22 protein-coding genes, 1 tRNA gene and 1 pseudogene are annotated in these 23,674 nt (G+C 64.6%); 13 read left to right on the plus strand and 11 right to left on the minus strand.

Annotated elements, in window-relative coordinates; genetic code table 11:
- The first annotated feature begins 213 nt into the window (after positions 1 to 213).
- A tRNA-Val gene (locus MOV74_RS09210) sits at positions 214 to 288 on the plus strand.
- Positions 289 to 487: 199 nt separating this feature from the next.
- Here MOV74_RS09210 and MOV74_RS09215 read toward each other — a convergent pair.
- Positions 488 to 820, minus strand: a complete 333-nt coding sequence (locus MOV74_RS09215; protein ID WP_246920472.1) for a hypothetical protein — start codon at positions 818 to 820, stop codon at positions 488 to 490.
- A 148-nt stretch (positions 821 to 968) separates the two neighbouring features.
- Between MOV74_RS09215 and MOV74_RS09220 the strand changes: the two genes are divergently transcribed.
- On the plus strand, positions 969 to 1,742 hold the full coding sequence (locus MOV74_RS09220) for an SDR family NAD(P)-dependent oxidoreductase (protein WP_246920475.1): 774 nt from the start codon (positions 969 to 971) through the stop codon (positions 1,740 to 1,742).
- Between the two features lie 21 nt (positions 1,743 to 1,763).
- On the opposite strand, the gene MOV74_RS09225 is transcribed toward MOV74_RS09220, so the two are convergent.
- The 4 genes from MOV74_RS09225 to MOV74_RS09240 form a co-directional block, all read right to left on the minus strand.
- Entirely contained in the window at positions 1,764 to 2,441 is a 678-nt protein-coding gene (locus MOV74_RS09225) for a hypothetical protein (RefSeq protein ID WP_246920478.1), read from the minus strand.
- A gap of 128 nt (positions 2,442 to 2,569) precedes the next feature.
- The gene (gene greA / locus MOV74_RS09230) at positions 2,570 to 3,052 is read right to left on the minus strand and encodes a transcription elongation factor GreA (protein WP_246920481.1); all 483 of its coding nucleotides are present in this window, start codon (positions 3,050 to 3,052) and stop codon (positions 2,570 to 2,572) included.
- A 68-nt stretch (positions 3,053 to 3,120) separates the two neighbouring features.
- Positions 3,121 to 3,606 carry a hypothetical protein gene (locus MOV74_RS09235; protein WP_246920484.1) on the minus strand — a complete coding sequence of 162 codons (486 nt, stop codon included), beginning with the start codon at positions 3,604 to 3,606 and terminating at the stop codon, positions 3,121 to 3,123.
- Between the two features lie 160 nt (positions 3,607 to 3,766).
- Positions 3,767 to 4,102 carry a hypothetical protein gene (locus MOV74_RS09240; protein WP_246920487.1) on the minus strand — a complete coding sequence of 112 codons (336 nt, stop codon included), beginning with the start codon at positions 4,100 to 4,102 and terminating at the stop codon, positions 3,767 to 3,769.
- Between the two features lie 261 nt (positions 4,103 to 4,363).
- On the opposite strand from MOV74_RS09240, the gene MOV74_RS09245 reads away from it, so the two are divergent.
- A complete protein-coding gene (locus MOV74_RS09245) occupies positions 4,364 to 4,597 on the plus strand; it encodes a DUF3551 domain-containing protein (RefSeq protein WP_246920490.1) in 234 nt (77 codons plus the stop codon).
- 1,206 nt (positions 4,598 to 5,803) lie between these two features.
- Here the strand turns inward: MOV74_RS09245 and MOV74_RS09250 are convergent.
- The gene (locus tag MOV74_RS09250; protein ID WP_246920499.1) at positions 5,804 to 6,322 is read right to left on the minus strand and encodes a hypothetical protein; all 519 of its coding nucleotides are present in this window, start codon (positions 6,320 to 6,322) and stop codon (positions 5,804 to 5,806) included.
- Between the two features lie 127 nt (positions 6,323 to 6,449).
- Entirely contained in the window at positions 6,450 to 7,997 is a 1,548-nt protein-coding gene (locus MOV74_RS09255; protein WP_246920501.1) for an acetolactate synthase large subunit, read from the minus strand.
- Between the two features lie 278 nt (positions 7,998 to 8,275).
- Between MOV74_RS09255 and MOV74_RS09260 the strand changes: the two genes are divergently transcribed.
- Both MOV74_RS09260 and MOV74_RS09265 read left to right on the plus strand, forming a co-directional pair.
- The gene (locus tag MOV74_RS09260) at positions 8,276 to 8,854 is read left to right on the plus strand and encodes a L,D-transpeptidase (protein WP_246920503.1); all 579 of its coding nucleotides are present in this window, start codon (positions 8,276 to 8,278) and stop codon (positions 8,852 to 8,854) included.
- A gap of 196 nt (positions 8,855 to 9,050) precedes the next feature.
- Positions 9,051 to 9,866 (plus strand): DUF2927 domain-containing protein, encoded by an 816-nt coding sequence (locus MOV74_RS09265; protein WP_246920512.1) that lies wholly within the window; start codon positions 9,051 to 9,053, stop codon positions 9,864 to 9,866.
- 119 nt (positions 9,867 to 9,985) lie between these two features.
- On the opposite strand, the gene MOV74_RS09270 is transcribed toward MOV74_RS09265, so the two are convergent.
- Positions 9,986 to 11,110 (minus strand): threonine synthase, encoded by a 1,125-nt coding sequence (locus MOV74_RS09270; RefSeq protein ID WP_246920515.1) that lies wholly within the window; start codon positions 11,108 to 11,110, stop codon positions 9,986 to 9,988.
- A gap of 325 nt (positions 11,111 to 11,435) precedes the next feature.
- On the opposite strand from MOV74_RS09270, the gene MOV74_RS09275 reads away from it, so the two are divergent.
- The 3 genes from MOV74_RS09275 to upp all read left to right on the plus strand — a co-directional run bounded on the left by MOV74_RS09275 (position 11,436) and on the right by upp (position 14,703).
- Positions 11,436 to 12,692 (plus strand): GTP cyclohydrolase II, encoded by a 1,257-nt coding sequence (locus tag MOV74_RS09275; protein WP_246920517.1) that lies wholly within the window; start codon positions 11,436 to 11,438, stop codon positions 12,690 to 12,692.
- Between the two features lie 7 nt (positions 12,693 to 12,699).
- Entirely contained in the window at positions 12,700 to 13,938 is a 1,239-nt protein-coding gene (locus MOV74_RS09280; RefSeq protein WP_246920519.1) for a URC4/urg3 family protein, read from the plus strand.
- Positions 13,939 to 14,073: 135 nt separating this feature from the next.
- Complete coding sequence (upp, locus tag MOV74_RS09285; RefSeq protein ID WP_246920521.1) at positions 14,074 to 14,703, plus strand: uracil phosphoribosyltransferase; 630 nt, start codon at positions 14,074 to 14,076, stop codon at positions 14,701 to 14,703.
- Positions 14,704 to 14,709: 6 nt separating this feature from the next.
- Here upp and MOV74_RS09290 read toward each other — a convergent pair whose 3' ends face one another.
- Positions 14,710 to 15,822: a M48 family metallopeptidase gene (locus MOV74_RS09290; protein WP_246920524.1), complete on the minus strand. Its 1,113-nt coding sequence runs from the start codon at positions 15,820 to 15,822 to the stop codon at positions 14,710 to 14,712.
- Positions 15,823 to 15,825: 3 nt separating this feature from the next.
- Positions 15,826 to 16,971: a YjgN family protein gene (locus MOV74_RS09295; RefSeq protein ID WP_246920542.1), complete on the minus strand. Its 1,146-nt coding sequence runs from the start codon at positions 16,969 to 16,971 to the stop codon at positions 15,826 to 15,828.
- A 303-nt stretch (positions 16,972 to 17,274) separates the two neighbouring features.
- Here MOV74_RS09295 and MOV74_RS09300 point away from each other — a divergent pair, with 303 nt between their 5' ends.
- Both MOV74_RS09300 and MOV74_RS09305 read left to right on the plus strand, forming a co-directional pair.
- Positions 17,275 to 18,540: a cytochrome P450 gene (locus MOV74_RS09300; RefSeq protein WP_246920527.1), complete on the plus strand. Its 1,266-nt coding sequence runs from the start codon at positions 17,275 to 17,277 to the stop codon at positions 18,538 to 18,540.
- Between the two features lie 62 nt (positions 18,541 to 18,602).
- The gene (locus MOV74_RS09305; RefSeq protein WP_246920530.1) at positions 18,603 to 19,871 is read left to right on the plus strand and encodes a cytochrome P450; all 1,269 of its coding nucleotides are present in this window, start codon (positions 18,603 to 18,605) and stop codon (positions 19,869 to 19,871) included.
- 222 nt (positions 19,872 to 20,093) lie between these two features.
- On the opposite strand, the gene MOV74_RS09310 is transcribed toward MOV74_RS09305, so the two are convergent.
- Positions 20,094 to 21,014, minus strand: coding sequence for a LysR substrate-binding domain-containing protein (locus MOV74_RS09310; RefSeq protein WP_246920534.1), 921 nt, complete (start codon positions 21,012 to 21,014; stop codon positions 20,094 to 20,096).
- A 125-nt stretch (positions 21,015 to 21,139) separates the two neighbouring features.
- On the opposite strand from MOV74_RS09310, the gene MOV74_RS09315 reads away from it, so the two are divergent.
- The 3 genes and pseudogenes from MOV74_RS09315 to MOV74_RS09325 all read left to right on the plus strand — a co-directional run.
- Positions 21,140 to 22,309 carry an acyl-CoA dehydrogenase family protein gene (locus MOV74_RS09315; RefSeq protein ID WP_246920537.1) on the plus strand — a complete coding sequence of 390 codons (1,170 nt, stop codon included), beginning with the start codon at positions 21,140 to 21,142 and terminating at the stop codon, positions 22,307 to 22,309.
- Between the two features lie 9 nt (positions 22,310 to 22,318).
- Positions 22,319 to 23,419: a CaiB/BaiF CoA-transferase family protein gene (locus MOV74_RS09320; RefSeq protein ID WP_246920540.1), complete on the plus strand. Its 1,101-nt coding sequence runs from the start codon at positions 22,319 to 22,321 to the stop codon at positions 23,417 to 23,419.
- 15 nt (positions 23,420 to 23,434) lie between these two features.
- Positions 23,435 to 23,674, plus strand: a pseudogene (locus MOV74_RS09325) (protein dehydratase); the annotation flags it as partial.

Below are 23,674 nucleotides of genomic sequence, written 5' to 3' on the forward strand. Positions count from 1 at the left end.
CATCCGGGCGCTGCAGGCCCACGCCTCCCGCGCCCGCCAGCAGGGCGCGTAAGCGGCCAAAAATCCGGCTTCCGTCGCCAATTACGTGCGGGGGGCCAAGGTTTTCCGGCCCCGCGGCGCCTGGAAACTTGACACCTCGAGCCCGCACTTCTAAATCGCGGGCTCCGATGCGCCGGCCGGCCGACAAGGTCCGGCCGTCTGCATGATGGTCCCGGGCGCATAGCTCAGCGGGAGAGCGTTCCCTTCACACGGGAGAGGTCCAAGGTTCGATCCCTTGTGCGCCCACCATTCATTTTCCTGAACCCAGCCGCTGCGGACGATCACCAGGCCTGGGACAGCCGGCCGATCAAGAACGTCGAAAACAACCCCATGCACAGTAGCCGACGTCAGTCGGATCAAAGGGTTGCGGCTTCCCCGAATTGGCCTCTCGGATATGAGGCAAGAAGGATCGTCGCGGCTATCACTGTGAGCGCGGGCAGGCACCGCGCTATCCGACAATTTTCTCGCCCGTCCGCCGACGCAATCGTCGCGCGATGACTTCGCCTAGCGGACGATCCGGCGATTTGCGAAATGACCTGAGCTTCTTGATCCGACCTGTGCGCAAGACCTCCGAGTGCGCTTCGTCGGCGACTTCGTCCAGAACATCCCCTTGCGCAGGGATCAGAGCCTGCCGGATGGCGCGGCGCTCGTCCTGGTGCGAGCGCTGCTTGCTGCGCGGAATGTTCTTCCGGCTGCTTTTCTGATTTTCTCCATAAGTGTTGCGCCGGTCCTGCTCGTAGCTCAATCGCTTCTTTTCCTGCGGCGTTTTGACCTTGCTCACACATGCCTCCGGCTGCCGATGCGGCGTTTCACGGAACGCAGCTCAAGACTAAGTGTTGAGCGCCGTGACCTTGGTTCGAGGGGCAGGTATCGGAAGTGACGAGCAGGCGCCAAAGACCGCGCGCCGAGACATTGGCCAGGAGTAGCGCATGGCGACCATCTTCATCACCGGGAGCACCGATGGCCTCGGCCGCGCGGCGGCGCAATCGCTGCTTGATCAGGGACATCGCGTGGTGCTGCACGCGCGCTCGGCCGATCGCATCGACGCGCTCGGCGAGCTGAGGTCGCGTGTCCAGGGGATCGTGGTCGGCGATCTCAAGAGTGCGGCCGAGACGAGGGATATCGCCGATCAGGTCAATGCGATCGGGCGCATGGATGCGATCATCCACAACGCCGGCGTCTACACGCGGCCCGGCCGTGGCGCGACGCCGGAAGGCCATGCCGAAACGCTCGCCATCAACACGCTGGCACCGTACATGCTGACGGCGCTGATCGAGCGGCCCGGTCGGCTCGTGTATCTCAGCAGCGGATTGCACAGGGGTGGAGAGGGTTCGCTCGACGATCTCGACTGGACCAGGCGGGCTTGGGATGCGGCCAGGGCCTATGCCGAGAGCAAGCTGCACGTGGTCGCGCTGGCTTTCGCGCTGGCGCGGCGATGGCCCAAGGTCCTCAGCAACGCCGTCGATCCCGGCTGGGTGCGCACGAAGATGGGCGGCGCGGGCGCGCCGGTCGACATCGACACCGGACAGCGGACGCAAACCTGGCTCGCGGTGAGCCAGGAGCCCGCTGCCTTGGTGACGGGGCGCTATTGGCATCATCTCGAACAGCAGCAGCCGGCCAGCGAGGCGACCGACCCGACATTTCAGGACGCGCTCATCGGTCAATTGAGCAAGCTGACGGGCGTTGAGCTGCCGGAGGTGTAGCGCACAATCACGGAGCAGGCTTCACACCGCCCGCTGTGGCCGCCACGCCGTGTAGAGACCGACCAGCGTCCCGATGCCGACCAGTGCGGCTGCCAGCAGCACCTGCAATTCGCCGTCATCGGTGGGACCGACGGACGACACGAGCCTGGTGACGATGACGAACAGAATGCCCACAGCGGCCGCTGCACCCACGCAGAGATAGGCGAGCTCGCGCGTCAGGCTGCGGCCGAGCAGTCCGAGCGCCGTGAAATACATCGCGCAGGCGTTGGGATGAACGAACAGGGCAATGCGCGCATAAGGACCGTAGGCGTCAAACAAGGACTCGCATCGGCGCAGAGCCCCTTTCGAGGCCACCCGCTGCAGGAACGGCCTGAAGAAACGAGCCTGTCCGTAGCTGAGAACGGCGCCCAGGATGATGGCGAGCCACGCCACGATGAAGACAGGGCCATCCACGGCCTTTGGATTGAGCGCCACGGACATCAGGATGAGGGCGGTGCCGGGAAAATAGCCGAAATATGGGAAGACCGCTTCCAGCAGCACGCAGACGAACATGAAGGCCGGAAACCATGCCGACCCGGTCGCGCCATGGACGATCGCGTTCAGGTCGAACAGGCTCGTCCTGTACAGGACGAGGTACATGCACATGGCCAGTCCAGCCAGCGCGTAGAACGGCAACGCTCCCGACAGAAACCGTCTCATCCAACCATCAAGCTTTGTTTGGCGGAGACGACGGCCTCGCGCTGTTGCGGATCATGCTTTAGGTGAATGGGATTGCTCCTGTCGATAGCGCCCTTTGCCGCGCAATCCTCGCTCCGGCCCTGCACGCGCTACGCGATTGCCAGAATCTCGATCTCCTGCGCGCCTGAGCCCGCGACGTCGCCGACTGCCTTGCCCATCAGCGACTTCGCCACCGGCGCGACGAACGAGATCGTCCCCGCCTTCGGGTCGGCTTCGTCCTCGCCGACGATGCGATAGGTCTGCACGCGGCCGTCAGCGCGGCTGAAGGTCACGGTGCTGCCGAAGGCAACGATATCCGTCGACGTCGGATCAGAGACGAGCTGCGCGGTGCGCAGGCGTTCCGTCAGATAGCGGGCGTCGCGCAAGGGCACGGCCGACTGCCGGCGCTTTTCGTTGACGTCCTCGATGGCTTGCGCGGCTTCATAGGCCGCGCGGGCTTCCGCCAGCTGCGTCTGCAACGCCTGCAGGCCCTTTTCCGTCACGAAGTTCGGATGCGGCGAGATCGGGCGATCCGGCAACAGCGTCTCGGACGCGGTCTCGGCGCTTTCTTCCTTGGTAAAGGCGACGCTCAATTTGGAATCCTGTCGAACTGTCTTGGCTGCCAGCGCGGGCGTGTTCCGCCGCCGGTGATCGAGCCAGACTATATCTCAAGTTCGACGAAACGACGGAGCTTGAAGACGATATCCGGCATGGCCTGGCGGAACCGTGTTGCATTCTGGAAATTGGTCGAAAACGGCGCGAAGGTGATCATCGCGTTCCAATGCCGGTAGCCATAGACCGTGACCGAGGCGCCGGTTGCCGGAAAATTCTCCAGCTTGCGCAGCTCACCCAGCACGAGATCGGCGATCGCTTCCGCAGGCAGCAGCTGTCTGCCATCCCGCGTCGTGATAATTTTCGCGGGCTGCTCGACCGGCTCTACGGCCGCCGGCGCAGCGTTGGGCATATCCTCCTGCCGGGTCGAGGCCGCCTCGGCGATGGGCGCCGCAACCGCTTCCGCCCCGTTCAAGGGCACTGTCGGCGGCCCCTCGGCGAGCGGCGGCGGTGCAACACTGTCTGCGCGCTTGTTGCCTCCAAGGATGCTGCTGATCATGGCCACAAGGCCAGCATCCTTCACGTCGTCGCTCATCATTCCCCCCGGGCTTCGGCCTAGTCTAGCACTGCTCTCCCAGACCGCCACCGGGGATGTGAGGTCGGAAACCGCCCGGCCCGGGCCGCCCTTCGATGGCGTGTCGCTCGAAGGTGCCGGCGGCGCAACGGCTGATCACGTCACGCCGCCATGCGATCGGCTATTGCTTATCGAACGGAATATATTGCTGGTACTGCTTGGGCACCGAGCTGCGATAGCGCGCGGGCACGGTGCCGCTGTCGACCGAGTGATCGATCTCCTGCTGCCGCGTCATCTTTTTCTTCGCCGGCTTCTTCGACGCGCTCTTCTTGGTGTCGGTCGGCTGGCTGGAGCTGTCGGTGGTCGCAGCCGGTGCCGTCGTCGCTGCCGGCGCAGTGCTGGTCGCCGCAGGCGCCGCGGTTCCGCCGGCTGCGGGCGCGGTCTGGGCCAACGCGAGCGATGTTTGCATGATGAGCGCCAGTGCCGCTGTCGCGGCCAGCAAGCATGACTTTTGCATCAGAACCTCCAAAATTGCCTGACCCGAACCAGGCCAAACCTAGGCCTGCGGCATCGACGCGTGCAAGTCTGTCAACACTAGGTCTGATCCTGCATGAGAACTGTGGCCGAGATCACATTGCTCGCGGCCGGCTGCGTCACGATGTACCTCGCCTCGAACGCATCCGGCGTCGCGGAGACCAACACAGCATGACCGTGCGTCAGACTAGGCCACGGGAACGCCGAGGCCCGGCGTTCCACCCCACAATCGAAGGAGACCGAAATGCGCCGCACCATCCTCACGCTTGCATCGTTCGCAACCTTGATCGCCGCCTCGTTGTCGGCGGCTCCGGCCCAGGCCGCCAGCGACCGATACTGCCTGCAGGGCCGCAGCTGGGGCTATCCCGGCAACTGCCAGTTCGCGAGCTACCAGCAATGCGCGGCGAGCGCCTCCGGCACATCAGCCTATTGCGGCATCAATCCGCGGTACGCGTATTCGCAGCCCTACTATCACTGACGAAACGGCGGTGTGCGCGCACGACGCGCGCGCCGCCACAGCCCCAGCAAAACAGGCCTGAGCGAAGCGAGAATTGCGTTACCCAATTGGTCAGGTTGATCTGTTACCTATGTAGCAAATGTTACTTGGGCGCATGAGTGCGTTATCGCAGGTCCACTAGATCGAGACGATCTTGGCGATGCACAGTGAAGATGCCGTGATTTGCTGCGGCTGCGGGGCAGCAAAACCGTCGCCGGCTCGGAAGGCCACCGCGCGTATTGGGTTGACCGCTTGATCGGATATCCGCGTCCCGGCTCGATAACTCTGCAGCCGTTCGGCGAGGGAGCGCTGATTTCATACGTCGTGCGGGAAGGCGTTGTCAGCGCGGCTCTAAGGTTCAATGCCGCTGGGACATCTCGTCGCACACCTGCGGCCCACGGATCAGGTTCCAGCTGTCATTTCCATGGTGGCCACGCCAGCGTGGATTCGAGCTTGCCGATCATTATTCTGTTTAGTCGTTTGGCAAATTGCCTCGTCCGGTTCCCGCTCGAGGTTCCGACCGTCTTGCAATACGCTCGGCTGCGCTCACGCGAGTTCGCAAGTCTTCCAACTCTGAAAACTCGGAAAGAAGCCAGTCGAAACGCTGTTTCAAAACAGCCGTGCGATCATCAGCATCCATTGTAGGCCCTACGACACGCAAGAGGCTCCGCCCGACAACCGGGAAAACTGTGCAAGCCGAAAATGCGGTGGCGAGGCTGCAGTTCCTACTGAACTGTCGCGAGCGCGTAGATGAGCGACATCGCGGGAGGCATTGAGGTGGCGGCTGTCTGATATCGAGGCGCGCTTCGTCTGCACCGATTGCGGCACCGCGGCGGTGAGGTCAGGCCGAACTTCGATGATTGCCAATGACGGCCCCGGCCGTGGGGGCTTCTGAGGGTGTGGAGGCCGGGGCCGCTGGAGGTGCTTGGACCTTGGGGAAGACCAAGCGCCCACAGTCTAGGAAAATTCGGCAATGAGCTCTGTTCGCTTTCGCACATTGGCATGTGGCTCCGTTGCGCAACCGAGGAGCTGCAACAAGGAACATGCGGACTTGATTGAAAAAGCTCCGCGCGAACGCGGCGGCGAGCGCACTCGTAACTGAGCTTCTGCTCGCACGAGCGGTCGAGGCTGTCCGGGTGGAGGGACTTCCGCTTTGTCCTCGAAATCTGACCCGTATGAGAACACGCGCTACTGCGCGGCGCCGAGCCCGATCTCCGCCAGCCGCGTCGCGAACCAGCGCGACTGCGCCTCGTCGACGAGCCCGCTGACATAGACCTCCGACATCGTCACCTGGTCCTTGTCCAGCACCAGCAGCACGCCGATCCAATACGGAAACCAGACATGCACGTCGGTCAGCGCCCGCAGCTTGTGCTGGTCGTGCTCGAGCGGCGTGTGATTGCTCGCCTTGCGGATCTCGACCGTGAGCAGATTGTTCGGGATCTCGCGCTGATGCACGGCGACGTCAGGATAGATCGACTTTCCCAGATGGTCGTCGGTCGAGATGATGGTGCCGTGCGGCAGATGCAGCGTGCGCTCGCCGAGCCGATCGTAGTTGCAGTCGACCGACCAGCCGGAAAACTGCTTCTCCAGGTGCACGGCGAAGCGGTGCGTGACCGCGCGCTCGCCGATGTCCTTCTCGAACAGGAAGGCTTCGTGGGCGTAGAAGTCCCGGAGCGCCGCGATCACCTTGCTCAGCTCGGTCTGCATTTTGCCTCCGGACGCAGTCGTGAGTAGCCCGGATGGAGCGTAGCGCAATCCGGGTTCTCGCAAAACGCACGGCGTCCCGGATTACGCTGCGCTCCATCCGGGCTACATGAGGCGCGACCAGTCAGAATTACATCTGGACTTCGATCAGCCGCGGTCCGGGCTCGACGACGGCTTCGGCCAGCGCCTTGTTGAACTCGCCGGCATTGGTGACGGCGCGGCCGGGCACGCCCATGCCCTTGGCCAGCGCGACGAAATCCAGCGTCGGACGGTCGAGCCGGAGCATGTCGTTGGCGCGCTGGCCGGGCTCGCCGGCGCCGACATTGTCGAACTCGCCGCGCAGGATCTGGTAGATGCGGTTGGCGAACACGATGGTGACGATGTTGAGGTTCTCGCGCGCCTGCGTCCACAGCGACTGGATCGTGTACATCGCGCTGCCGTCGCCCACCATGGTGATGACCTTGCGGTCGGGGCAGGCGATCGCCGCGCCGATCGAGAGCGGCGTCGAGAAGCCGATCGAGCCGCCCATGTTCTGCAGCCAGTCGTGCGGGGCGGCCGCCGCCGTCGGCGGGAAGAAGCCGCGGCCAGTGGTCAGGGATTCGTCGACCATGATCGCGTTTTCAGGGATGGCACAGGCGATCGCCTGCGCGATCGAGGCGAAGGTGAGCGCGCCGGTCGGCTTGACCAGTTCAGCCAACGCCTGCGGCTTGACGTCCTTGGCACTGGCCTTCACGGCACCGGCGAGCGCTTCGAGCGCTGCGACCGAATTCTCGCCCCAGGAAGTCATGCGATGGACGTCGCAGCCGTCGGGCTTGAGCATGCTCGGCTTGTTCGGATAGGCGAAGAACGCGACGGGATCGTCGGACTCGATCAGTACGATGTGACGAAACTTCGCCAGCATCGGCAGCGCGTTCTCGATCACGTAATGGATGCGATCGATCGAGTAGCGGCCGCGGCCACGTGCCATCTTCGGACGGAAGGTCGGGCCCATCACGGTGCAGCCGGTCTTGGCGGCGATGCGCTCAGCCAGAGCCAGGCCGTGCTCGCTCAGCGCGCTGCCGGTCATCAGCAAGAGCGTGCCCTCGCCGTCGCCGTGCAGGATCTTTGCGGCCTGCTCGACCGCCTGCGGCGAGTAGCTGGCGCGCTGCTGCTCGGCAGGCACCTCAGCGATGCCGTCGGCCTCGTTCCAGGCGGTGTCGGCGGGCAGGATCAGCGTCGCGATCTGCCCCGGTGCGCTCTTGGCGGCGGCGATCGCCGCGGCGCCGTCAGCGGCAACTGATTTGGAGTTCGGCGAGGTCCGGACCCAGGACGACATCGGCCGGGCCAGGCCCTCGATGTCGGAGGTCAGCGGCGCGTTGTAGTCGATGTGGTAGACGGCGTGCTGGCCGACGATGTTGACGATGCCGGAATTCGCCTTCTTGGCGTTGTGCAGGTTGGCAAGGCCGTTGGCGAGACCAGGGCCGAGATGCAGCAGGGTCGAGGCCGGCGTACCCTTCATGCGGTAATAGCCGTCGGCAGCGCCCGTCACCACGCCCTCGAACAGGCCGAGCACGCAGCGCATGCCGGGGACGCGATCGAGCGCTGCGACAAAATGCATCTCGGAGGTGCCTGGATTGGTGAAGCAGACATCCACCCCACCCTTGACCATCGTCCGCACCAGGCTTTCCGCACCGTTCATCAGAGGCTCCCGCAACCGGCCATGTCCAAATATCCGTTCGATCAATCATTGTTCGCGCGTTCCGTCAAAGCAAGAGGCGGCATCGCGGCCCTGCCCCGCGCGACGATGCGCCGGTTTGGCTAATGTTTTTCGGCAAATTGTAGTTGCCGATTTGGTAACGCCAATCGTGGAGCATGGCCTGTTTTGCCAGGGAAGGACCTCACGGGGCCGTGGCTTGCGAAAAGCCCGCAAATATGGCCTGTGGCCTTTGTTGAATCGATTTTTTGCTGGGGGATACAATGATCCGGTTTTTTGCCGCGCCGATTGCCGCCATCGCACTGCTGTCGGCCACGGCGGGCGGCGCGGTCGCCGAAGAGTTCGACTCGCGCGACATCATGGGCGGCGGCCCGAACTTCTTCCGTTCCGGCGCCAATCCGGTTCCCCGCACCACCGTCATGTATAACGGCAATTACGCGCCCGGCACGGTCGTGGTGAACACCAGCGAGCGGCGGCTGTATCTGGTGCTCCAGAACGGCCAGGCGCTGCGCTACGGCATCGGCGTCGGCCGTGACGGCTTCCGCTGGGGCGGGGTCCACAGGATCACCGCCAAGAAGGAATGGCCGGACTGGACGCCGCCCTCGCAAATGCTGGCCCGCCGGCCCGACCTGCCGCGCCACATGAAGGGCGGCGTCGACAATCCGCTCGGCGCGCGCGCGATGTATCTGGGCTCGACCCTCTACCGCATCCACGGCTCCAACGAGCCGGAGACGATCGGCCAGGCGGTCTCCTCGGGCTGCTTCCGCATGACCAATGACGACGTGACGGACCTCTATAGCCGCGTCGCAGTCGGTACCACGGTGGTGGTGCTGAACAACTAGACCCGAGCGAACTGCCGTAGGGTGGGCAAAGCGAAGCGTGCCCACCGATCGGTGGCTGTTGTCGAGAGATGGTGGGCACGGCGCTTTCGCGCCTTTGTCCACCCTACGGCACCGTGCTTGAAAGCTACGGGAACCCGTTGGCGCGTGAATTTGCGGACTTGTGTGCGCGATGCGAATGCGGCAGCGTCGGGCGACGATGAGCGCACTCCACTCGCCCGCGCCTGGCCTTCGCATCGCCCTCCTGGCGCTCGCCGCGCTCACATTGGTGCCTGACACCGCTACCATGGCCGCCGCGGGCGAATTGCCCGCGATCTCCTCGCGTCAGCGCGCCGAGAAGAAGAGTTTTACCGACGGCGAGATCGTCGACGGCTTCCTGAAGACGGCGTTCGGCGCCGAATATCATCTCGCCGGACGCGTCGATCGCATCCGCAAGTTCGACGGACCGGTGCGCGTGTTCGCCGAGAGCGACCGCACTGACCGCAAGGCGCAGCTCGCAAAGGTCGTGGCCGACATCGGCAAGCGCGTGCAGCATCTCGACATCGCCATGATCGATACCAACGAAGCGGCGAATGTGCGCGTAAAGCTGGTGCGCGACCGCGATCTCTTCCGCACCATCTCGAGCTTCTACGGCGCGGAGAAGGCGCGCGAGATCCGCACCTCGCTCGACCCGCAATGCCTGTCCGGCTTCCGCAAGAACGACAATTTCGAGATCGAGCATTCCGACGTCATCCTCACCGTCGACAACGGCGACTTCACCTTCCTCGACTGCGCCTATGAGGAGCTGCTGCAATCGCTTGGGCCCATCAACGACACCGCGAGCGTGCCCTGGACCATGTTCAACGACAATGTCTCGATGGGCTATTTCGACGTCTACGATCAGTACATCCTGAATCTGCTGTACGACCCCCGCATCAAGGCGGGCATGACCGTGGCGGAGGTGAAGGCGGTGCTGCCCGCCGTGCTTGCTGACGTGCGGACGTGGGTGAAGCAGGTGAATGATTTGAAGGAGTGAGGCGATCCTCCAAACGCTGACGTCGTAGGATGGGTAGAGCGCAGCGAAACCCATCAAGCAACTGCTGCGACGGCCGCGAAGCTGATGGGTTTCGCTGCGCTCTACCCATCCTACTGCACCTACTGCACCAGATCGGCCACGGTCGTCGCGGCCTTCAAGCCCGTGCCGGTGAGCACCGCGACCGTGGTCTCGCTCGCCTTGATGGCCCCGGTGGCGGAGAGCTTGTCCAACGCCGCCGCCGCGCTGGCGCTGGTCGGCTCGGCGAACAGGCCTTGTCGTGCAAGACGCCGCAGCGCGGCAACGATCTCATCTTCGGTGAGCGCGACGGTGCCGCCGCCGCTCTCGCGCAAGGCGCCTATGATCTCGCGCAGGCGCAGGGGATTCTTGATCGCGGTGCCTTCGGCGATGGTCTTGCTGACCTCGCGCGCGACGGGCGTATCGGCGCCGGCCTTGAAGCTGGCGTCGATTGGCGAGCAATTGAGCGGCTGCGCCGCGAACAGGCGCGGCAGCTTTGCGATCTGACCGGCCTTGCGCAGCTCGCGGAAGCCGAAGGCGCAGCCCAAGAGACTGCTGCCGGCGCCGACGGGAACGATGACGTTGTCGGGCGCGCGAAAGCCGAAGTCCTCCCAGATCTCATAGGCGAGCGACTTGGTGCCTTCGAGAAAGAACGGCTGCCAATTGTGGCTGGCATAAAAGGTCTGGCTCGACTGACGGATGGCCTCGGCCTCCGACTCCTCGCGCGGTCCCTCGACAAGCTGCACCGCGGCGCCGTAGGCACGCACCTGCGCGATCTTGGCCGGCGAGGTCGAAGCCGGCGCCAGAATCTTCACGCGCATGCCGCCGGCAGCGCCCAGCCCCGCCATCGACGAGCCGCCATTGCCGGACGAGTCTTCCAGGATGGCTGAGATGCCGATCTGCCGCAGGAAGGACAGCATCACGGCGGAGCCGCGGTCCTTGAAGCTGCCGGTCGGATTGAACCATTCGAGCTTGAACAACGGGCGCAACTCGCCCCAGTCCTGCTGCACCAGCGGCGTGCAGCCTTCGCCGAGCGTGATCGGATTTTTGATCTCGACCGGCAGCGCCGCCCGGTAACGCCAGAGCGAGCGCGTACGGAGCTCGATGTCCTCGCGCGAAATCCCTGCCCCGGGCGTCACCAGCAGCGGCGTGCGCTCGTCCGAGCACCAGCGCGGCTGGTCAAGGGAATAGAGCTGTCCGTTGCGGGGATCGATGTAGCTGGCGGGCATGGGAGTCTCCGGGGCAGAGCCGATCCGGTCGATATGTCCGAATAATCAGGTTTTATCCAGTCACCTGTTTGGACGGCGAAGGCGCCGCCGGCCCCTTCAAAAATTCGAACAATTACATAGATATAGAGAGCGTTCTGGCGTCGTTCGCCGATCGGGGCGGCGGCTGAAACGGGCCTTTGGACCGCCCCGTACGATTAACTTGTCTGTCGTGCCTTGCCGCTACAATATGTTGGATTGAGCTTGCGTCGCCGGTGTTCCGCGTCGGCAACGCGACCGAGCCAGGCCCGTCCGAGCGGCGGGCCGTTGGCTTTTTGGGAGTTTGGTCATGAGCCGCGCGAACCGTACCGACCACATCCGCCTGACCTCGCATCCGGAGCCGGGCGGCAAGGCCGCCTTCCCGATTCACTGGGGCGCTGCGGACGCGCGCGCACGGGGGCCGATCATCGGCACGGTCTCACGCGCTGGGGATCGCAACGTGATCGGCAGCCATGGCGGGTCCTATGCGATGTACCGCGCGCTCGCGGTCTCCGCCGGCGCGCTCGATCCGATCCGGCGGCCCGATCTCACCAACACGTTTCCGGCCGCGACCATCGGCCCGTTCGAGCAGTGGCAAGATCCGGCAAAGATCGTCGCGCTCGATCCGTGGGGACATCTCGTCGCCGAGAATTTCGGCAAGGACATTGCGGAGGGTGTCGACATCCGGCCGAGCATCGCGGTGACGCGGGCGCGGCTCGACCTGCCGGAGATCCGCGAGGCACTCGCTGCAAAACGGCTGCGCGCCGACGGCGAGGTCGTGCACGCCAATGGCAGCGTCTCCGTGGTGAAGATCGCGATCGATCCGGTCTGGTACCTGCCCGGCCTTGCGGCGCGCTTCGGCACCGGCGAGACCGAGCTGCGGCGCACGCTGTTCGAGCAGACCGCCGGCATGTTCCCCGAGCTCGTGACGCGGCCGGACATGAAGGTGTTCCTGCCGCCGATCGGCGGCACCACCGTCTACATGTTCGGCGATGTGACAAAACTGCCGGACCATCGCACAAAAATCACCTGCCGCGTGCATGACGAATGCAACGGCTCCGACGTGTTCGGCTCCGACATCTGCACCTGCCGGCCCTATCTGATCCACGGCATCGAGGAATCCGCGCGCGGCGCGCAGGAGGGCGGGCTCGGGCTCGTCGTCTACAATCGGAAAGAGGGCCGCGCGCTCGGCGAGGTCACCAAATTCCTGGTCTACAACGCGCGCAAGCGCCAGGAGGACGGCGATGCGGCCGCGGCCTATTTCGAACGGACCGAATGCGTCGCCGGCGTGCAGGACGCGCGCTTCCAGCAATTGATGCCGGACACGATCCACTGGCTCGGCTTGAAGCGCATCGACCGCTTCCTGTCCATGAGCGACATGAAATACGACGCGCTGACCTCGCAGGGCATCGACATCGTCGAGCGTGTGCCGATCCCGCCGGAGCTGATCCCGGCCGACGCCTATGTCGAGATCGCGGCCAAGAAGGCCGCCGGCTATTACTCGACCGACATCGCGCCCGAGAAGGACGTGGACGGCGTGGTCGGCCGCTCACTGGAAAAATACTGATCGCGCGATGGCGGAGGCTTTGGAACGACAGGCGCGCGCGCTGCTCACCGCAGCAGCAGTTCGCGCGCGGGCCGGCGAGATGCTCGATATCGGCCTCGCCGGCGGCTTGAGCCATTTCATTGTTGATCTCGACCGCATGGATGGCGTTGCGGAGGCCGTGCTCGCGGTCACGCGAAAAGCCTATCCGGCGCTGGACGTGCCCTTCCACGCACGATGGCGGCACTTTGTGATTGAGGGCGTCGACCGCTGGGCGGGCCTTGCGAATGTAGCCTCGTTGCCGGATCGCGCGGCGCGGGCGCGGGCCGAGTTCGACCTTGCCATCGTCAGCGTGCTGCTCGATGCCGGCGCTGGTGCGGCGTGGCGATATCGCGACGCGATCAGCGGTAAAAGCATCGGCCGGTCCGAGGGGCTCGCGATCGCCAGCCTCGACATGTTCGCGAACGGTCTTTTTTCGCGCGATGCCGGCTCGCCCTTGAGGGCCGATGCAGACGTGCTCGCTCAACTGCCGCTCGCCGGGCTTACGGCGGCATTTCAGGTGAGCGCGGCCAATCCGCTGCTCGGGCTCGAAGGGCGAACCGATCTGCTGCGGCGCCTGGGCAGGCTGGTGACGGAGCGCGCTGACGTGTTCGGCCTGCATGACACGCCACGGCCGGGCGGCCTGTTCGATCACATCGCCGCGCAGGCCGTCGGCGGCACTGTCGCTGCGCCCGCCATTCTGTCGGCGGTGCTGAACCAGCTCGGACCGATCTGGCCATCGCGGCTCGAGCTCGCGGGCGTCCCGCTGGGCGATTGCTGGCGCCATCCAGCGATCAAGGCGAACGACGCGACGGAGGGCCTCGTGCCCCTGCACAAGCTGTCGCAATGGCTAAGCTATTCGCTGATCGAGCCGCTGCAGCGCGCCGGATTTGTCGTTACCGACATCGACGGCCTCACTGGGCTTGCCGAATACCGCAATGGCGGCCTGTTCGTTGATCACGGGGTGCTGCGGCTGCGCGATGCCGCGGACGCCGAGCGCGCGCATGCGGTGGATTCGCTGCTCGTCGTGGAATGGCGCGCGCTGACGGTCGCACTGCTCGACAGGCTGGCGGAGCGCATCCGCGCAAAACTCGGCCGCACGCGCGAGACATTACCGCTCGCCAGCATTCTCGAAGGCGGCACCTGGGCCGCCGGCCGCAGCATTGCCTTTTCACGCCGTCCCGATGGCTCGCCGCCGCTCAAGGTGATCAGCGACGGTACGGTGTTCTAAAGCATGACAAAGATTTGCGACCACGCGCGTCATTGCGAGCGCAGCGAAGCAATCCAGAATATGTCCGCGGCGGGACTCTGGATTGCTTCGCTGCGCTCGCAATGACGACTCGATGAATTTCAGGAGCAACCCATCATGGAAGGCGTCACGATCGTCGATCATCCGCTGGTGCAGCACAAGCTGACGCTGGTGCGGGACAAATCCATCTCGACAAAATCGTTCAGGGAGCTGATCAAGGAGATCGGCATGCTCCTGTGCTACGAGGTGACGCGCGATTTGCCGCTCGCCGATACCGTCATCGAGACGCCGCTGGCGACGATGCACTCGGCCAAGATCGCCGGCAAGAAGCTGGTGTTCGTGCCGATGCTGCGCGCCGGCACCACCTTCGTCGACGGCATGATGGACCTGGTGCCGACCGCGCGCGTCGCCCATATCGGGCTCTATCGCGAGCCGCACAGCTTTGCCGCGGTCGAATATTTCTTCAAATCGCCGTCCGATCTCAGCGAGCGCCTCGCCATCGTGGTGACGCCGGTGGTCGCGACCGCCAACACAACGGTCGCCGCCATCGACCGGCTGAAGGAGCGCGGCGCCAGGGACATCCGCCTCGCCTGCCTGATCGCCGCTCCGGAAGGACTCGAGCGGCTGCGCGGCTTGCATCCGGACGTGCCGATCTGGACGGCCGCGGTGGACGAAGGCCTCGACGAGAACGGTTTTATCTTGCCAGGCCTCGGCGACGCCGGCGACCGTGCTTACGGGACGAGATAAGCAGGCTCACACCTTCCCGCTGCCGCAAACGCCCTTCAGCGCCTGCCACTCCTTGTCCGTCAACAGCGGCGGGCCACTGGCGGGGCGGTCTTCCCTGGTCATGCGGGCGAGGCGGTCCTCGGTCAGGGGGTGACTGGCGAGGATCGTCGTGAGCGTGGAGCCGCCTTCCTTGCCGGTGACGCGGAACATCAGCTCGGCCGCGGGCTTCGGCGAGCGGCCGAGCTTGTGCATGACCTCGATCGCGAACGTATCGGCGGCGGTCTCGGCCTCGCGCGAGTAGGAGGCCTCGACCAGACTGCGCGAGGCGAAGATCACCGCGCTCGAGCCGGTGACGTCGCCGAACAACAGGCCGATCAGAAACGAGGTGCCGCCGTTGTAGATCAGCCCGCGCATATTGTCGTGATGCTTGAGATGGCCGAGCTCGTGGGCGAGGATGCCGGCGAGCTCGTCGGGGCTTTCGGCCTTGTCGAGCAGGCCCTTCAACACGAACACCTTTCCGCCTGGCAATGCAAACGCATTCGGCACCGCCGTCGGCAGCACGCCCGCCGTCATGGAATCATCGTCGAGACCTGCGGCATCGCGCAGCCGGTTGACGAGCTTCGTGAAGGCGGCCTTGCCTGCGGGATCTTCGCAGACGCTGCGGCCGAAGATGGTTTTCATCTGCACTTCGGCGGCATCGCCGATGCGCCGCTCGACTGGCTTCGGCACCAGCGGCGCGAGGCGGTCAGCGACGAGCGGCACGCCGAACAGCACGACGCAGACGATGGAGATTGCGGCGGCCACCGACCAGCCGACGATTTTGGCGACACCGCGCCGGGAGGTCTGGTGCTCGTCGAGACGCATGCAGCGAGCAATCACGCCTGCTGCGAGCGCAGCATCGCGGATTTCGAGCCGCGCCAGGGACGCCGCGGATGTGGAGGCCAGGCGCAAAATTCCGGCCGGGCTGTCCGCGCGACGGATATCGGCATAGGCCCAGCGCACGGGCGTTCCGCCCTCCTCGACGATCTCGAGGGCATCACCGAGCGTCAGCATCACCTGACGCCTGCGGCTCGACACGCCGTCGAAGAAGATGGTCGGCTTGACGGCCTGCGCCGGGGCCTCGGTGGACAACTCACTCACAGCTCAAAATCCCGCGACATCGAGTCCGTCGGCAAAACCTTCGCCGAGCGCGCTGGCGAGCTGGCCGCTGCCGCGCACATCCGCGGCGGCCGCGATGTTGTGCACCTTGACGGTCTCCAGCACCTTGGCCCAGAGATCGCGCTGGAGATAGACCCGCATGACGATGTTGATCGCGAGCGCCAGGGCGAAATAGCCGATCACCATCATCACCACCATCGGGATGCTCTTGGCCGCATCGTCGGAGCCGAACAATTGATCGGCCGAAACGCCGCTCAGCGTGACGACGAGCAAGGCGCCGCCGCCGAGATAGGCAGAGAAAGCCATCGACAGCAACGTCCACCAGCCGATCACCTTCCAGTACAGCCCGTAGAAGGCATCATGAGGCAGGTTCGAGGACAGCCTGACGCCGCCAATGCGGATGCCGTCGAGCCACCAGCGCCACTCACGCGCTTTGAATTCGGCGTAGAAGAACGGCGCGAGCGGGAAGATCAACAGCGCGATCGGGCTGAGCAGCCACAGCCACCAGGCGCGCTTGAAGAAGGTCCAGCCGTCGCCCTCGAAATCACCACGGAGATCGCCGTAATGGGTGTGCTGCATCTTGTAACGTTCGAGCGCGGCCTCGCGCCACGGCAGCGCCAGGCCGAGCGTCAGGAACACGAGCAGGCCCCACAGCATCGCGCGGAGCGAATAGGCCCAGCCGGAGCCGTCCATCCAGAACCGCACGCCGCGCCAGACCGTACGCGTCAGCCGATAGCGCCGCGCGCGAAAAATCGCGAACTGGCCGAAGGCGTAGAAGCCGATGAACAGCGGCACCGAGGCAAAGCCCTGCCAGCGCTCGAACTCGATGCCGATCAGGAAGTAGGCGAGATAGATCGGCACCAGGATCGCGAGCGCGAACAGGAAGCCGACCAGCAGCTCCTTGGCCCGGCCGGTATATTCGGCGGCATCGCCGTCCACCGCGGTGTTCGCCCACAGATGACGGCGAATGTCGGTGACGAGCCAGAACCGGTAGAAGCCGAAAGTGACGAGCTCCAGCATCGCACCCTTGGTGACCAATTTGCGGAACTCGGAGCGGTTTCCGGTGAAGTCGACCCCCGCGGGCGGCAGCGGCGGTGGAATGGGCTGTGAGCCGATGGGGGTCCATTGCATGTCGTTCACGACGGCAACCTCGGAATGCTGGTCTATTGCAATCAAACTATAGGTCAGGGATTGGTCGATTCCCAACATAGCCGGGTTCGATTTACCTCGATCTCAGTTTCTGGCATGATTTCACGACAAACGGTGTGCGGGGGATCACGTTGCAGCCGGGCTACGGCACCCACCCCTCCCGCAAAGGTTGGACGTGACAAAACTCTCCCTTGCTCCGGCGCAGACAACCGGCTGTAATTGCAAATCAAATACCGCAGCGCAGAATTCAACGAGAACGCGCGGTTCATGCCAGGGAGAACGGTCATGCATGGGACCATCGAGAGCGCGTCGAAGCTCGACGCATTGCGCGAGCGCGCGTCGTCATTGCCGCTGGAGCAATTCAATCCGGGCGATCCGGAATTGTTCAGGACCGATACATTCTGGCCCTATTTCGATCGCCTGCGCCGCGAAGATCCCGTGCACTATTGCAAGGACTCGATGTTCGGCCCGTACTGGTCGGTGACGCGCTACAATGACATCATGGAGATCGAGACCAACCATTCGGTTTTCTCCTCGGCCTCCTCGCTCGGCGGCATCACCATCCGCGACATCGACCCGGACCTGCGCCGCGAGAGCTTCATCTCGATGGACCCGCCGCGCCACGCGGCGCAGCGCAAGACCGTGGCGCCGATGTTCACGCCGACCCATCTGGACAATCTCGCGCTCAACATCCGCAAGCGCTCGGCCGAGTGCCTTGACAACCTGCCCCGCGGCGAGGTGTTCGACTGGGTCGACCGCGTCTCGATCGAGCTGACCACGCAGATGCTGGCGGTGCTGTTCGACTTCCCCTGGGATGATCGCCGCAGGCTGACGCGCTGGTCGGACATCGCCACCACGATCCCCGGGCCCGACGGTCTCGTCGCCACCGAGGACGAGCGTCAGGTCGAGCTGACCGAATGCGCCGGCTATTTCGCGCGCCTCTGGAAAGAACGCATCGCGCAGCCGCCGAAGAGCGACCTGCTCTCGATGATGGCGCATGGGGCCGCGACGCGCGACATGGACGCAAAGAACTTCCTCGGCAATCTCGTGCTTTTGATCGTCGGCGGCAACGACACCACGCGCAACACCATGTCGGGCTCGCTGCACGCGCTGAACCAGCATCCGGAGCAATATCGCAAGCTGCGCGAAAACCCCGCTTTGCTCGACAGCTTCGTGCCCGAGGTGATCCGCTGGCAGACGCCGTTGGCGCATATGCGCCGCACCGCGCTCTCCGACTTCGAGTTCCGCGGCAAGCAGATCAAGACAGGTGACAAGGTCGTGATGTGGTACGTCTCGGGCAACCGCGACGAGGAGGCGATCGACAAGCCCTACGATTTCATCATCGACCGCGCCCGCCCGCGCACGCATCTGTCCTTCGGCTTCGGCATCCACCGCTGCGTGGGCCTCAGGCTTGCCGAACTCCAGCTCAAGATTATCTGGGAAGAGATCCTGAGGCGGTTCGACCATATCGAGGTGGTCGGCGAACCGAAGCGGGTCTATTCGAGTTTTGTGAAGGGCCTGGAAGAGCTGCCGGTGAAGATTGCGGCGTGAGTTAACTCCCTCTCCCTGTTCTTACAGGGAGAGGCGAAGAAGAACCAACTGGAGCCACGACGATGAACATCCAAGCGCCGGTTAAAGCGGCCGAACGCATGCGCAGGGCCCGCGAGGAGGCCTATGCGACGCCGTTGTCGCAATTCCACCCCGGCGCGCCCAGGCTGTTCCAGGACGACACGATGTGGCCGTGGTTCGAGCGGCTGCGCAAGGAAGAACCGGTGCATTACTGCACCAACGCACCGATCGAGCCCTATTGGTCGGTGGTGAAATACAACGACATCATGCATGTCGACACCAATCACGGCATCTTCTCCTCGGACTCGACGCTCGGCGGTATCTCGATCCGCGACGTGCCGGAAGGCTACGACTATCCGAGCTTCATCGCGATGGACCAGCCGCTTCATTCGTCGCAGCGCAAGACCGTGTCGCCGATGTTCACCCCGACGCATCTGGACGAGCTGGCAAAGCTGATCCGGCAGCGCTCGCAAACAGTGCTCGACAATCTGCCGCGCAACGAGACCTTCAATTTTGTCGAGCGCGTCTCGATCGAGCTGACGACGCAGATGCTGGCGACCCTGTTCGACTTCCCTTGGGAGGAGCGGCGCAAGCTGACGCGCTGGTCCGACGTCTCGACCGCGCTGCCCAAGAGCGGCATCGTTGCGTCGGCCGAAGAGCGCCGCCGCGAGATGGACGAGTGCTACGCCTACATGTCCAAGCTGTGGAACGAGCGCGTCAACTCCGCGCCGCGCAACGATCTGCTGTCGCTGATGGCGCACAACGACGCCACCCGCCACATGGACCCCGACAATCTCATGGGCAACATCATCCTGCTCATCGTCGGCGGCAACGACACCACGCGCAACACCATGACCGGCTCGGTGCTGGCGCTGAACGAGAACCCGGACCAGTACGAGATGCTGCGGAAGAATCCGGCGCTGATCGATTCCATGGTGCCCGAGGTGATCCGCTGGCAGACGCCGCTGGCGCATATGCGGCGCACGGCGCTTGCCGATACCGAGATCGGCGGCAAGCAGATCAAGAAGGGCGACCGCGTGGTGATGTGGTACGTCTCCGGCAACCGCGACGAGGAGATGTTCGAGCGGCCGAACGAGTTCATCATCGACCGCCCGCGGCCCCGCACGCATCTTTCGTTCGGCTTCGGCATCCACCGCTGCGTCGGCATGCGCCTTGCCGAGCTGCAGCTCAAGATCGTCTGGGAGGAGATGCTGAAGCGCTTCGACCGCATCGAAGTGGTCGGCGAGCCCAAGCGGATCTATTCCAGCTTCATCAAGGGCTATGAGACGCTGCCGGTAAGGATTCCGGCCTGAGCTCCATCCTCCGTCATTGCGAGGAGTTCTTGCGACGAAGCAATCCAGACTATCACCGCTGAGGGATTCCTGAATTGCTTCGCTGCGCTCGCAATGACGAGCTCTTGGAGACACTTGCGCGTCAGACGCGCAGCCCCCAAGGCCCAGCTATAAAATTTCGGCATGACAGCTCGCACCAGATGCGAAGACACGGCGTCGCGCGACTGTTCTACGACACGGCATCTAACTCAACTTGATGTCCCACACGCCTTCCTTGCGGCAGGCGGCGACCTCCTCGCGCAGCAGCGCGGTGACGGCGAGCGAGGCCGTCGAGACCGGGCGGTCGATCGGAGAGGCGAAAATGAGCTCGCGCGTCATCGGCTTCGAGACGGGCGCGGTTTCCAGCCGTCCGTCGGCGACCTCGCCGTGGACCGAGGAGGGCGGCAGCAGCGCGAAGCCGAGGCCCTCCTCGACCAGGCTCGTCAGCACGCGAAACGAATCCGCCTCGAGCTGGACGTCGAGCTTGATCTTGCGCTGGGCGGCCGCGTGCTCGATCAGCGCGCGGAGGCCGTGCGAATGAGAGGGCAACACCAGCCGTTGCCGCAACAGCCAGCCGATATCGACGCTCTTCTTGCGCGCGAGGCCGCAGCCGCGCGGGCCGACGGCGACGATGTTATCGCGGCCGAGGCTCTCGACATTGAGATGCAGATCGGCCGAGCGGCCGTAGAGGATGGCGAGATCCATCTCGCCGCGATGCAGCCATTCAACCAGGTGGCCGCTGTAGCTCTCGACGATGCGCAGCGAGATGCCGGGAAACTTTTCGACGCAGCGCCGCGCAAAGCGCGCCGACAGCACGCAGCTCACGGTTGGAACAAGGCCGAGCACGACTTGCCCGGACGGCGGCCCCTTGGCCGACTGGATGTCGTCGCGGATCTGGTCGATCTGCCGCACGATGCCGGAGGTGCGCGACAGCAGCAGCCGGCCGGCTTCGGTCAGCACCATGCCGCGGCCGTTGCGGGTGAAGAGTTCGGTGCGCAGCTCGTGTTCCAAGAGCTTGATCTGGCGGCTCAGCGCCGGCTGCGCCACGCGCAACGTGTCGGACGCCTTGGAGAGGCTGCCGAGCTCCGCCACGCAACTGAAGGTCCTGAGCTGCCGGAAATCCATGCTTGCCAATCCTGGAAGGCTACTTCATACGCTATAACAAATGAGCATAGGGGGCTGGCGTTGTTTTCACAACGCCAGAGGGTTGGCCGGCGTTATCTTAACTGCCGCTAATGATTGGAAACGCCATGAGTCAAGAACACCATACCGAAGATCACGCCGACATCCGCGAAGCCGTCGCCAAGCTGTGCGCGCAGTTTCCCGGCGATTATTGGCGCAAGCTCGATCGCGAGATGGCCTACCCCAAGGCCTTCGTCGATGCGCTGACTGAGGCAGGCTATCTCTCGGTGCTGATCCCCGAGGAATATGGCGGCGCGGGGCTGAAGCTGTCGGCGGCCGCGGCGATCCTGGAAGAGATCCAGCGCGCGGGCTGTAACGGCGGCGGCTGCCACGCCCAGATGTACACGATGGGCACGGTGCTGCGGCACGGCAACGCCGAGCAGAAGGCAAAGTACCTGCCGAAGATCGCCAGCGGCGAGTTGCGCCTGCAGGCCTTCGGCGTCACCGAGCCGACCAGCGGCACCGACACCTCCTCGCTGAAGACCTTCGCGCGCAAGGACGGCAACGACAGCTACATCGTCAACGGCCAGAAGATCTGGACCAGCCGCGCCGAGCATTCCGACCTGATGGTGCTGCTGGCGCGCACCACGCCGAAGGAGCAGGCCAAGAAGCGCACCGATGGCCTCTCCGTGTTCATCGTCGACATGCGCGAGGCCAAGAACAACGGCCTCGAGATCCGCCCGATCCGCACCATGATGAACCACGCCACCACCGAGGTCTTCTTCACCGACATGAAGGTGCCGGCGGAGAATCTGATCGGCGAGGAAGGCAAGGGCTTTCGCTACATCCTCTCCGGCATGAACGCCGAGCGCATCCTGATCGCGGCCGAATGCGTCGGCGACGCCAAGTGGTTCATCGCGAAAGCGACGAACTACGCCAAGGAGCGCAGCGTCTTCGGCCGGCCGATCGGCCAGAATCAAGGCATCCAGTTCCCGATCGCCAAGGCCTACGCCTCGATGCGTGCAGCCGAGCTGATGGTGAAGGAAGCCACGCGCAAATACGAGGCCGGGCTCGACTGCGGCGCCGAGGCCAACATGGCCAAGATGCTGGCGGCCGATGCGTCCTGGGAAGCGGCAAATGCCTGCATCCAGACCCATGGCGGCTTCGGCTTTGCCGAGGAATACGACGTCGAGCGCAAGTTCCGCGAGACGCGGCTCTACCAGGTGGCCCCGATCTCGACCAACCTCGTGCTGTCCTTCGTCGCCGAGCATGTGCTCGGCATGCCGCGCTCGTACTGAGGTCGCACCATGGGAGCATTGGACGGGATCAGGGTGATTGCGGTCGAGCAGGCGGTGGCGGCACCGTTCTGCTCCTCGCGCCTGGCGGATGCGGGCGCGGAAGTGATCAAGATCGAGCGGCCCGAAGGCGATTTCGCCCGCGGCTATGACGCGGCGGCCAAGGGCCAGAGCAGCTACTTCGTCTGGCTCAACCGCGGCAAGCAATCGGCGGTGGTCGATCTCGCAACGAAGGAAGGCTGCGCCGAGCTGGAGAAGCTGATCGCGAGCGCCGACGTGCTGATCCAGAACCTCAAGCCGGGCTCGATGGACAAGCTCGGCTTTTCGCGCGAGCGGCTGCTGAAGGACTATCCGAAGCTGATTTCCTGCACCATCACCGGCTATGGCGACGAGGGCCCCTACGCGCATCGCAAGGCCTATGATTTGCTGATCCAGGCCGAGAGCGGCCTTGCCTCGATCACCGGCAACCCTGACGGCGCCTCGCGGGTCGGCATGTCGATCGTTGATGTCGCCACCGGCGCCACCGCGCATGCGGCGATCCTGGAAGCGCTGATCGCGCGCGGGCGCACCGGCAAGGGCGCCGACATCCGCATCTCCATGTTCGACGTGATGGCGGACTGGTGCACCGTGCCGCTGCTCAACTCCGAAGCCGGCAACCCGCCCAAGCGCATGGGCCTGCGCCATCCCTCGATCGCGCCCTATGGCGTGTTCACCTCGAAGGACGGCAAGGACATCCTGATCTCGATCCAGAGCGAGCGCGAGTGGAAGACGCTGTGCGCGAAGGTGCTTGATCAGCCGGACCTGCCCGCCGATCCCCGCGTCGCCAACATGGTCGAGCGCGTGCGCAACCGCGATTTCACCGACAAGACCGTTGCGGACATCTTCGGCAGAATGACGCGTGACGAGCTGCTGAAGCGGCTGTCCGACGCCGACATTGCGTTCGCCGAGGTCAACACCATGGCCGATCTCACCAACCATCCGCATCTGCGCCGCATCGAGGTTGACACGCCGCAGGGACGCGTCAGCTATCCCGCGCCGGCACCGATCATCGTCGGCGAAACCCGTAGCTATGGCGCCGTGCCCGCCATCGGCGAACGTCCGTCCAGGACATAACAAGAGCGAGGCGTTATGACCGAAAAGCTCGACATCGATCATCTCAGGCAGTGGATCGGCCGCAGCACGGAGGCCACCGACATCGTCACCGCGCAGCTCGTGATGGGTCTGCGCGCGACGCTGTTCCAGGAGGTCGGCGAGCCCAAAAAGGGCGACGCCGCGCCGTTCACGGTGCATTGGTGCCTGGCGCAGCCGGTGTTTCCGATGTCGATGTTAGGGCCGGACGGCCACCCGACCCGTGGCGGCTTCCTGCCG

The organism is Bradyrhizobium sp. SHOUNA76 (genome assembly GCF_023006445.1).
Lineage (GTDB): Bacteria > Pseudomonadota > Alphaproteobacteria > Rhizobiales > Xanthobacteraceae > Bradyrhizobium.